The following is a 10,924-nucleotide window of genomic DNA, read 5'->3' as shown; positions in this document are numbered from 1 at the left end:
AAGGCCCCGCCGAGGTATTAGGGGTGGATGGAGGACGATCTGCTCCTGTACCGCGACTACCAGTACCCGTTATCTGAGCACTATAATCTTGACTGCCAGCAGGAACGCCAGACGGCACAGTCCCAGGCGGAATAGTGGGACTAGGGGCAAGGTCAGCTCTAGGGTTAGCAGGTTGTGGTGCATTCAACGGAGCAATCTGAGTTGGTGAAGCAGTTCCTTGGTTACCGGGCTGCGCTTGGTTATTCGTTCCTGTGCTGAAGCCCGTAGCCGCAGGGGGTGACTGTTGGGGTGAAGGTCTGTTACGGTTCAATAGGCGATCAAGCAACCCAGGGGAACCAGACCGAGACTGGTTAGACGTAGGTTGATTACTACTCCGGAATGGCAGACGAAAACCTGACGCTAGGATTAGCAAAATCGCAAGCACAAATGCTGCAACACTGACAACAATACGGATCATGGTTCAGTCCTTATGAGTGGGTTGGAGTCCATACGGGGCAGGTTCCTTGTCCCCAGAAGCCATCAAATTTTGTGACCTGCACAGACCCTAGCACCTTAGTTTGACAAGCAAGACGCAGGTTACGGTGGGGAGAATGGGGTGGCAACGATCGGCGTGTGCGATCGCGCCAGTTAGGTGCAGATACATCTCCCTCTACCTGCACAGCACAAGTGCCACAGGTACCCAGTCCCCGACAGTTGATGACCTGGGCACCACCATTATGCACAGAAACGCCATGTTGGAGCAGCACCTGCCGCAGATTAGCTCCTAAAGGACATGAAATCACCTGCCCTTGGGCAATTACGTGGGGCATAACACTAGTTAGAACACTACGAGATTAATAACGAGATGAATGACAAATGGATGAGTAGATTGAGACAACTGGCCTATGGATTACAACCAGCACAACTGAATTCTATCAAAACACATGTATTAAGTTACAGGCATGACTCTGATCAAAACCCGTGACTAGCTCAAGCATTTATCTCAAGCTGTCTCAATAGTGGGGATGATAGCGAGGATGGAGCAACTCTTGGACAGGCTGACCATCATTCAGATGGCATTGGACGATCGTAGACACATCTTCCGCCCGCACTCGACAATACCACGTGCTATCTGGCTCAACATAGACCGATGGCCCCATGTTACAAAGCCCCAAACAGTCAGTGCCAGTGACCACTACTCCGGCTGGAGCCTGGCTTAAAAAGGCTGCCAACGTAGCTTTGGAGCCATTATTTTGGCAAGTGGTATGTTGACAAACTCGAACAATCTGTTGATTCTTCATGAGCAGACTAACCCTGCTGATAACCACCCTTCCAGGGAATGCTCAAGTAATCAGAATGGCTGCATTGGGAAAAACCTGTTGCCCTATTGGCGTACCAAATCTCCCCTATCTCCACTGACTACGTTGGTATCCACCCTATTCCTATTGTAGAGTGGGCTATCCTAAAGCTGGCTGAAAGACCAAGAATATTGCCGTGGGTCGATCGCTGGTACAGCCCAAAAAAGACACATAGACTAATAGCCCTCGTCAGCTTTCGCCCACCATAGCAACTTGCTCAACACAATGAGTTCAAAGTATTATTACCTATGGTGATTGTGAAATTATAGATGCCTGAAGTCGCTGCCTTGACATTTTCTGAAGCCCATGCGTTACTGAAGCAATTTGACTGCCTTGACCATACTAGGCAATCAGCTTTAGATGGATTGCTTGTCCGCGCAAAGGTTCAGCAGGCACTCAGGCTAGTGACAGAGCTGTCGGACTACCAAATTTTTGGTGTTTGTGCTGACTCCTTTGACCAAGGCATGGCAGCGTTGACCAGTTTCTTGACCGCTTTAGGTTATGACACTGTTCCTACGTTGCAGCCCCGTCAGGGCACTGTCTACATCAAGTACAAACCTAACTCAGGCACTTGCTACGTAGACAGCTACCCTGGCAACCATCGAGGCGTGCTGGTGTCTTGCCAGTCCTACTACGCTGATGGCATTAGTGAAACTTACGGTCATCTACCGCTTGACCTGTTTACCAGGCTACCTGACAGTTAAGCTTCGTCTCAAAGCCTCATAGCACAAGGGTTTTAGCTTCTAGGTTAGACTAAGCAGCGTAGTTTGCAACCAGTTTCACCATCTAGCTGTACGGTTATGCATTGGAGATGGATAGATGGCATTGCCTCTTCACATCTTCATAGTTGACCAGTAGATTGTATAACTTTCATGAATTTAGAAGCTTCTCTATCCAAGAGCTGGTTAGCAGTGTTTCCATAGTAATGAAAGGTATAACCGGAGGTAATCATTCCTGAAAATTTTGCATTTAGCCTGACTATCCCTGTTGATCCCGACCTGTTCCTAATGAAATGATCAGTCAATTAGTGTATCTGCTGCGATCGCTGTTTGGCGTAAGGCTAGATCAGGGTATGTTGTTTTCACTGATGAGCACGACACCAGCGGATTTAGTGTTCATTACCACCGGCAACGGCCAACTGCAATTTGTCAGCCCTAATGTAGAGCGGTTGTTAGGCTACTCTGTTGAGCAAGTTTATCGGCAGCGGCATATCTCTGCATTGTTAGGTCAATCCATCAAAAATCTGCCTACTATGGGTGCAGTGTCACGATCGTTACGACATACTGTTCTCGATAGCAGTGGCAACCCTCACCAATTACTTATCACGATTCAGCGCAGCCAAGGTTGGAGACAATCATTGCTATACATCTGCCGAGAACTCACGGATACCCCTCAAATAGGCTATTCTCCCCAGCAAGTTGATCGAGAGCGCCTAATTGCCACCATTATTCGGCGCATCCGCCAGTCGCTAGACCTAGACTGGATTCTAAGCAGCACTGTGCGCGAAGTGCAAGAATTTCTTCAGACCGATCGCGTTGTCATCTATCAATTTCACCCCGACTGGAGCGGCACTGTGGTAGCAGAGTCTGTATCCCCCGCGTGGGTTTCTGCCTTGGGAGAAAACATCGATGATCCCTGTTTTCGGAATACCTACTTGGTTCCCTATCAACAGGGGCGAATTAGAGCTATTGATGATATCTATGCATCTGATCTGAGTCCGTGCCATATCAGGACTTTAGAGCGCTTTCAGGTTCGTGCCAACTTGGTGGTACCCATTCTCCACAACGAGCAACTTTGGGGGCTAATTATTGCTCACCACTGTGTAGCTCCTCGGCACTGGCAGCCTTGGGAAGCCGAGCTAATGCGGCAACTAGCCGATCAAGTTGCGATCGCCATCAAGCAGTCAGAGCTATATCGGCAGCTTCAAGAATTGAACGCAAGCCTAGAAATGCAGGTGCAGGCTCGCACCGCTGAATTGCAACAGGCATTGCGTATTGAATCGCTATTAAAGCGAATTACGGATAAGGTGCGTGACAGCCTAGACGAGGCTCAAATCTTGACAACAGCCGTTGAAGAGTTGGCCGATGGACTAGATATTAACTCCTGTGATGCTGCATTGTATGACCACGATCGCCGCACATCCACCATTTTGTATGAAGCAATTCATGGCATCCCCTCAGCTATCAACACTACGATTGCTATGGCTGACTACCCGGAAATCTATCAGCAGCTCTTACAGGGACAAGACCTGCAACAATGTTGGGTCAACAACACCCCAGAGCGCCCCCTTGGTGCTAAAAACTCTACCCTAGCCTGCCCAATCGTAGATGACCAAGGGGTAATCGGCGATCTTTGGCTCTATCGCTTGAACGGGGAAGCCTTTAGTGAACAGGAAGTGCGACTAGTGCGGCAGGTAGCCAACCAAGGGGCAATCGCCCTTCGGCAAGCACGTCTCTACAAGGCAGTACAAGCCCAGGTTGACGAACTCAAACGCCTGAACCAACTCAAAGAAGACTTTGTGAGTACTGTTTCCCATGAACTCCGAACTCCCTTATCTAGCATTAATTTGGCAATCCAAATGCTAGAAATTATCTTCCAGAAGATTAGTGGACAACTGTCTGAAGCTCAGCAAATTGAACAGTACCTCAAGATTTTGCGGGATGAGTGCCAACGAGAAATTTCTCTCATTAGCGATTTGCTGGATTTGCAACAACTGGAAGCTGGTACAGAAGCACTGACGCCAACCACTATTCAACTGCAAGCGTGGATCCCCCATCTATTGGAATCATTTGAGCAGCGAATTCAAGCCCAAAATCAAACCCTGCAAGTTCACATTGAGCCAGACTTACCATCTATTACCGTTGACCTCAGCAGCCTAGAGCGGGTACTCACAGAACTGGTCACCAATGCCTGCAAATACAGTCCTGCGGAGGCAGAAATTCGCGTTAGTTGCCGGATAATGAGTGAAGAAGAGAAAAACTTGACTATCAATGCATTATCACCCTCAGTAGCACCCTCTTCGTCGTTGCGTCTTTTCCAGATTGCCGTGACCAACACAGGTACTGAAATTTCTGTGGAGGAACAGTCTCGAATTTTTGAGAAGTTTTATCGCATTCCCAATGCCGACCCGTGGAAATATGGGGGTACAGGGCTGGGTCTAGCTTTAGTCAAAAAGTTGATGACTCGTTTAGGTGGTTCTATTCACGTAGAAAGTCAGGCAGGTTGGGTCAAGTTTACGATTCTCCTGCCCGATCGCCCCAACTATTCGCCCGTAACCCCATAACTAGGAACACTCATGACGGATACATGATTATGGGTGCTGGCTCTGCTGGCAACATAACCACCTATCACCTTGCCAAGCTGGGGTGAAGTGATTGCCCAACGCACTGACACCATTCGTTGCACCTAGAAACTCGATGATCCCCTGCAAGTAACGCTGCAAGGCTTGGAACCAGGGTGGGAGGGTACGCGCAATCGCTTTTTGGGGTAACAATTTCCAGCAGTAAGTAAAAATGGCTGAAATTCTCTGCAGTAGGCTGCAATACTTTAGCGTTGTTGCGATCGCCATCAAACGGTTGACAAGCGGCATGATCCCTAGCCTTAGTCAGTAGCATAGCTTGTGATGGGAGTCACCCCTCACGCTTAGAAACATCACTTAGACAGTAACCTTACGGTCACTACGCTCAGCGCTAACGTCAGGAATACTAAAGACATAGAGAGACATAGAGTTTCAGAGTTTCTGAATTAGATTAGGTTCCTTTTGTAGTTGCGAGTCAATTATGGTAGAGATTCGACTTTTACCCAATGCTATGCCTGAGCTGTTTGCCCAGGTTACATCTACTGGTAAAATCACGCTTGCCGACCGCTATGGCTTGATGGCGGCACTACTAGAGGATGAAGTCAGTGCTGAAGACTGCCAAACCATTGATCGGCTGTTTCACGCTGTTCGACGCGGCAGGCTAAAAATTGTTGACGACATTTCCAATATCGTTGTGTAAATGGTTGCCAGCACTTTCAAGGTCATGTCGCTGATATTACGTAGCCCTTGTGACTACAACTCTCGGCTCAATCCTTGTTCGCAGACCTGGCTTACAGACCGAGTTCACAGAGTAGTGTATTTTAAGCCTATTGATGCCTTACGACACTTGAGGGGGAAAAGATACAGGCACTATTGAGACTTCTAATGAGAACCTGTACCCTTTTCCCGTACTACGGCTACAGATAGCTTGTAGTAAGGACTTAAGTCCTTACTACGAACTAATACGAACTAATGGGTTATGGAGCTAGCTTTTGGAGAATTGGTATTAAGTCCTCACTGCAAACGTCTTAACTGGTTTGTGAACTACAAGAAGATGCAATCCTCCCTGTGCCAGAGAACATGAGGAGGATTGTCTATCGGTATAAGCAGACTGAAAGGGAGCTAGCAATTTTAAGGTGCTAGGGCATTACCACGTAACAGACTGCCGATGGTTTTAGCCGTAATCTTTAACTGAGTTAGTGGACTAGCAGGCACAACGGTTTTGTATAGGTAGCTGTCAAAGGTTAGCTTCTGCACATCAATGTCAGCACACATTTCTACAAACGCTTCACGGGTAGCATCAGACCGATAAAAGACTGTTTGTAGGAGATCCAGTACCTTGTAGGTCATGCCATACTGACGATCCCAGCGAGTGACATATTGCTTTAACTCACTCTCTGTCGGAACTCGTTGACCATTGTTAGAGAACTCAACGATCGCCTCAGCGCACATGCGAGCAGACTTAGCAGCAAAATAGATACCTTCACCAGAAGATTTTGTCACGGTGCCAGCAGCATCACCAACAAGGGCGACTCGACCCACAACACGACGAGGACGAGGATGTTCAGGAATGGGATGTGCCTCTACCTTAATGATGGTGCCGCCTTCGAGTCGCTTTGCTGCTCGTGCCCGAATGCCTGCCTGAAGTTGTTTAATCAGCAGCTTATTCTTGTGCATGGTGCCAGTACCAACGGCCACGTGATCGTATTTCGGGAAGACCCAAGCGTAAAAGTCAGGCGACACATCATCACCAACGTACATCTCCGCCAAGTTCTCATAGTAGGCCATTTTGTCTTCGGGTAAGCGAATCCGCTCCTGGAAGGCGATCGCGTAGTTATAGTCCCCAGCGTTAATAGCCTTGGCAATGCGAGAGTTAGCGCCGTCAGCACCAATTACCACATCCACTTTGAGAGTCTTGGCAACTCCTTCCAGAGTGCCATTGGAATGGTCAGCATAGTGCAGGGTGTAGGGTTCGCTGCTGCTGGTGGGCAAATCCAAGGCGTGGACTGTACCGTTGATCAGGGTAGCTCCTAGCTTGGCTGCTCGATTGCGCAAGAATCCATCTAACACTTCTCGACGACACATGCCGATATATTCGTTAGGCCGAAGAGTTTGACCAATGTTGACTTCGATGTTAGACGGCGAGATCATCTTCATTTTGGTGACACGCCGATCAATAATTTCTGCGGGCAGGTCAAACTCGCTCACCATGCACAGCGGAATCGCGCCACCACAGGGCTTAGCATTATCTAGCTTACGTTCAAACAGATAGGTTTCAATTCCAGCTTTGACTAGTGTTTCAGCCGCAGAGGAACCGGCTGGTCCTGAGCCTACAACAGCAACCCTTAGCGACACAAGCAATATCTCCCAATCGTTTAGTTATGAATAGTTTGGATGGTATCACGCTGTTGAAACCCTCACGGAACGATGCTAACAGAGCTTAATATTAGTGTAAACAAATATAAAAAAATCCTGAGTGACTACTCTACACACTTTGCCTTCTAGTTAACTTGAGGTCTATCGCTACAGATGATCGATACCAATTCCTAGGGCCTGTCAATAGCTAATATGAGACAACTAGCCACGTTCAGGCGATAGGTCTAGCAGGAGTTTTGTAAGTGAATTAGTCTTCTGCCATCACATAGCGATATAGCTCACTAGGATCTGGCTCTGGGCTGGTTTCAGCAAACTCTACTGCATCATCGATCACAGCTTGGATTTTTTGCTCAATCGCAGCTAAATCGTCCTGGGTAGCCAACTGCTTGTCTAACAGGTAGGTAGCTAGCTTCTTGATGGGGTCACGGGCAAACCAAAATTCTTTCTCTTGCTTGGATCGCAACTCATCGGGATCTGCCAAGGAATGCCCCCGAAAGCGATAGGTTAGCGCTTCAATCAGGGTTGGCCCCTCACCTGCGCGGGCACGAGCAATGGCTTCTTGGGCAAGTGTGCGCACTGCTAGCACATCCATGCCATCAACCTCATACCCGGGCATTCCAAAGGCAGCCGCTTTACGGTAGATTTCTGGTACCGATGTTGCCCGTTCATGGGCCATGCCGATCGCCCACTTATTGTTTTCCACAACAAAAATAATAGGCAACTTCCACAGTACTGCCATATTCAGGCATTCAAAAAATTGTCCATTGTTAGCAGCACCGTCCCCAAAGAAACACGCTGTTACCTGATCAGCGCCAGCATCGTTCATAGCTTCCCGCCGATAGCGAGTTTGAAAGGCAGCTCCCAATGCCACAGGAATGCCCTCTGCCACAAAGGCAAATCCACCCAACAGATTGTGCTCGGCAGAAAACAGGTGCATAGAACCACCACGCCCCTTACTACACCCTGTCGCTTTGCCAAATAACTCGGCTAATACTTCACGGGCAGGCACGCCGCAACTCAGGGCATGAACGTGATCCCGATAGGTGCTGCACACGTAATCATCGGGCCGCATTGACTTGATTACGCCTGTAGACACTGCTTCCTGGCCGTTATACAAGTGCACGAAACCAAACATTTTGCCTCGGTAATACATTTCAGCGCACTTGTCTTCAAACATCCGGCCTAGCACCATATCTTCGTAAAGGATCAGCCCTTCTTCCTTGGTTAAGGGGGCGATCGGTGTAGACATTACTGGTAAGGTTCTCTCGTTAACCATGCTGTTCTAAGCTCGCGTTATGTTGCCAATCCTAAGCGCCTTTACTACAATCAAGCAGGCTCAATAGATACTAGTTGTGAAAGCTTATATAAACTTATATGATTTTGAAGATTTTTAGTTAGGTTCAGTAAAAGGTGCCGATACTGGGTAATAGGATGAATTACTGCCAAATTACCAACTAAAATTACCAGCTATAGTGGGTTGGTTATGATGGGTTGGATTCAGTGCTGCTAATAGGACGTTAGTTGTGCGCATTTCTTTAGACTACTACCGAATTCTAGGCGTACCGATCCAAGCGACTGTGGATCAGCTAGAACAAGCGTATAATAATCGTGTTAGCCAGTGTCTGCGACCTGAGTATTCTGAAGTCGCTATTACTGCACGTAAGGCTTTGCTGGATGAGGCTTACAGAACATTATCTCATCCAGAGCAGCGCCATCTTTACGATCGTGCACTGTTGGCAAAAACCTATGAGTCAGGTGGGGGCACGGGCAATAGAGCTAGATCTGCGGATGTTTTGGCTCACACGTTGGATGACTCTGAGGCACATACGCTGGCGATCGATATTCCCGCGGATCAACTAGTCGGTGCCCTGGTGATTTTGTTGGAGCTAGGGGAATACGAGCAAGTCGTCACTTTAGGGCAACATCGACTTAGAAATGTGACAGATAGACTACGTAGTCGCTACCTAGGAGACACTCACTCAGGTATTCCAGACACTGTGCTCAGTGTTGCTCTAGCCTGCCTAGAACTGGGTCGAGAACGATGGCAACATCAGCAATATGAACAAGCTGCTGCTGCCCTAGAAATTGGTCAAACCCTGTTAACGCAAGAAAATTTGTTTCCTGCAATTCAACAGAACATTCAAACGGAACTCTATAACCTGCGTCCCTATCGAGTGTTGGAGCTAGTAGCGTTACCAGAAGAAAATAAGGCTGAACGTGAGCATGGGCTACAGTTGTTGCGTTCCATGCTGAATGAGCGCAAGGGGATCGATGGCCATGGCGATGACCAGTCAGGCTTAGAAATGAATGATTTTCTCTTGTTTATTCAGCAACTTCGCACCTACCTGACTGCCGCCGAACAGCAACTCTTATTTGAGGCTGAGTCTCGTCGTCCGTCAGCCGTTGCCAGCTATCTAGCTGTTTATGCCCTAATTGCCAGAGGGTTCGCTGAGTTGCAACCTGCTCTTATTCGTCGGGCAAAGGTTATTTTGCAACGTCTGGCTGTTCGCCAAGATGTTTACTTGGAAATGGCTATTTGTACGATGTTGTTGGGGCAGACCGAAGAAGCTACGCAGGCCTTAGAAGAGAGTCAAGATTCGAGTTCGCTGGCATTTATTCGTGAGCATTCCCAAGGGTCACCTGATTTGCTCCCAGGTCTGTGTCTCTACACGGAATACTGGCTCCAAGAGGAGGTCTTTCCTCATTTTCGTGACTTAGCTGGGCGGCAGGCATCCTTAAAGGACTATTTTGCTGATGAACGAGTCCAGATCTATCTGGAAGAGTTGCCTGCTGATAGTGATGCTCTGCCACCCCCAGGAGGTTTGGATTCAACTCAACTCTATGCAGCTAACAGTAAATCTAGTTCATCGTTAGAGCCGTCAGCTTTTACAGACAACGTTGGTGCTACTCTTCCATTGCAGCCAAAGGTATCAAGTGCAACCACCGCTAGGGACGGTTATTCCTCAGTGGTGACTGCGTCAACTCTCTCATCTGGAGCATTTACTTCAAGACTAGAGTCAACCTGGGATGATGAAACGTCTAGTTCCTCGTTGGGCAAAGATAGTACTCCTGATCAAAGTCGCTCCTATTCGCCGGTAGGCGCTGACAGGGTTAGTTATCACAAGACATCAATACCAGCAAGTCCACCGCCTGTAGTTGATTTACCTCCTTCACCCGTTCACTCAACTCAGCCGTCAGTCCCCTATGCTACTGCTCCCAATGGTGCTGCCAGCTATGCTAACGCTGATGTATCTAGTGATTTACCAATTACGCCTACTACAACGGCAACCTCATCAACCACAGTCTCCGATCGGCCAGATGTGAGCATCTCTTCTGACCATGCAGGAGAGAGTGGCCATAGACTTCGGTCAGCAGTGGCTGCTGCCAATGCGCAGTCATTGCGTCATCCTCGATCGCTGCGGTTTCGACGTAGCTTATTTCTGCTTTTAGGCACTGCTTTAGGGGTTGTCATTGTTTGGCTGTTAGGTTCTAGAGTGTTTCAGCCGTTACAGGCCACTCGGCAATCGGTGCGCTCACCCATCATGCCTGAGCAGTCTTCGGTGGCTGTGCCTGGTAATTCCCCTGCTAGCGCCACTGTAAAACCGTCGCCAAGCCCGCTGTTAGGTGCTGATCCCTTGACACCAGAGAGCGCTAAAGCTGTGGTGAGTGCTTGGCTGGCTGCTAAGGCGGACGCTATGGGTAGTAGTCATAACATTGATGCTCTAGCAAAGGTTCTAGCTGAGCCTATGCTGTCACAATGGCAATCGCAGGCAGAAGAGGCTCAGGCAAATAATGTACATGGGCGGTTTACCCATGAGGTGAAGTCTGTGAGTGACTTACAGATTAGCCAAGATAATCCTAGTCAGGCGATCGTCACAGCGGAAGTGCGAGAGGCGGTACAGTTCTTTCAAGA

At 48.5% G+C, this 10,924-nt stretch carries 10 protein-coding genes; 4 read left to right on the top strand and 6 right to left on the bottom strand.

The features are described 5' to 3' along the window. From NZ772_06470 to NZ772_06460, 3 genes are all read right to left on the bottom strand, one after another. On the bottom strand, positions 1-457 hold a 457-nt coding region (locus tag NZ772_06470), incomplete at its 3' end, for a hypothetical protein (GenBank protein MCS6813199.1). A 10-nt stretch (positions 458-467) separates the two neighbouring features. Continuing rightward, positions 468-809, bottom strand: a complete 342-nt coding sequence (locus NZ772_06465; protein ID MCS6813198.1) for a (2Fe-2S)-binding protein — start codon at positions 807-809, stop codon at positions 468-470. A 183-nt stretch (positions 810-992) separates the two neighbouring features. After that, the gene (locus NZ772_06460) at positions 993-1,280 is read right to left on the bottom strand and encodes a (2Fe-2S) ferredoxin domain-containing protein (GenBank protein ID MCS6813197.1); all 288 of its coding nucleotides are present in this window, start codon (positions 1,278-1,280) and stop codon (positions 993-995) included. A 326-nt stretch (positions 1,281-1,606) separates the two neighbouring features. Between NZ772_06460 and NZ772_06455 the strand changes: the two genes are divergently transcribed. Together NZ772_06455 and NZ772_06450 are read left to right on the top strand one after the other, a co-directional pair. Beyond that, positions 1,607-2,041: a DUF1824 family protein gene (locus NZ772_06455; protein MCS6813196.1), complete on the top strand. Its 435-nt coding sequence runs from the start codon at positions 1,607-1,609 to the stop codon at positions 2,039-2,041. Positions 2,042-2,349: 308 nt separating this feature from the next. Beyond that, on the top strand, positions 2,350-4,620 hold the full coding sequence (locus NZ772_06450; protein ID MCS6813195.1) for a GAF domain-containing protein: 2,271 nt from the start codon (positions 2,350-2,352) through the stop codon (positions 4,618-4,620). 27 nt (positions 4,621-4,647) lie between these two features. Here NZ772_06450 and NZ772_06445 read toward each other — a convergent pair whose 3' ends face one another. Next, positions 4,648-4,926 carry a hypothetical protein gene (locus NZ772_06445; GenBank protein MCS6813194.1) on the bottom strand — a complete coding sequence of 93 codons (279 nt, stop codon included), beginning with the start codon at positions 4,924-4,926 and terminating at the stop codon, positions 4,648-4,650. Positions 4,927-5,113: 187 nt separating this feature from the next. Here NZ772_06445 and NZ772_06440 point away from each other — a divergent pair, with 187 nt between their 5' ends. Beyond that, positions 5,114-5,335: a hypothetical protein gene (locus tag NZ772_06440; GenBank protein ID MCS6813193.1), complete on the top strand. Its 222-nt coding sequence runs from the start codon at positions 5,114-5,116 to the stop codon at positions 5,333-5,335. 431 nt (positions 5,336-5,766) lie between these two features. Here NZ772_06440 and chlP read toward each other — a convergent pair whose 3' ends face one another. Together chlP and pdhA are read right to left on the bottom strand one after the other, a co-directional pair. Continuing rightward, entirely contained in the window at positions 5,767-6,990 is a 1,224-nt protein-coding gene (gene chlP / locus NZ772_06435; GenBank protein ID MCS6813192.1) for a geranylgeranyl reductase, read from the bottom strand. Between the two features lie 268 nt (positions 6,991-7,258). After that, the gene (gene pdhA, locus NZ772_06430; protein MCS6813191.1) at positions 7,259-8,287 is read right to left on the bottom strand and encodes a pyruvate dehydrogenase (acetyl-transferring) E1 component subunit alpha; all 1,029 of its coding nucleotides are present in this window, start codon (positions 8,285-8,287) and stop codon (positions 7,259-7,261) included. Positions 8,288-8,534: 247 nt separating this feature from the next. On the opposite strand from pdhA, the gene NZ772_06425 reads away from it, so the two are divergent. Then, positions 8,535-10,924: IMS domain-containing protein (locus tag NZ772_06425; GenBank protein ID MCS6813190.1), on the top strand; the 2,390-nt coding region annotated here is incomplete at its 3' end.

The organism is Cyanobacteriota bacterium, assembly GCA_025054735.1.
GTDB lineage: Bacteria > Cyanobacteriota > Cyanobacteriia > SKYG9 > SKYG9 > SKYG9.
This window is presented reverse-complemented; position numbering and strand designations above follow the sequence as displayed.

Coding starts and splice junctions, on each gene's coding strand:
- NZ772_06455 (MCS6813196.1), top strand. CDS start 1,607: ATGCCTGAAGTCGCTGCCTTGACATTTTCTGAAGCCCATGCGTTACTG.
- pdhA (MCS6813191.1), bottom strand. CDS start 8,287: ATGGTTAACGAGAGAACCTTACCAGTAATGTCTACACCGATCGCCCCC.
- NZ772_06450 (MCS6813195.1), top strand. CDS start 2,350: ATGATCAGTCAATTAGTGTATCTGCTGCGATCGCTGTTTGGCGTAAGG.
- NZ772_06460 (MCS6813197.1), bottom strand. CDS start 1,280: ATGAAGAATCAACAGATTGTTCGAGTTTGTCAACATACCACTTGCCAA.
- NZ772_06445 (MCS6813194.1), bottom strand. CDS start 4,926: ATGCCGCTTGTCAACCGTTTGATGGCGATCGCAACAACGCTAAAGTAT.
- NZ772_06465 (MCS6813198.1), bottom strand. CDS start 809: ATGCCCCACGTAATTGCCCAAGGGCAGGTGATTTCATGTCCTTTAGGA.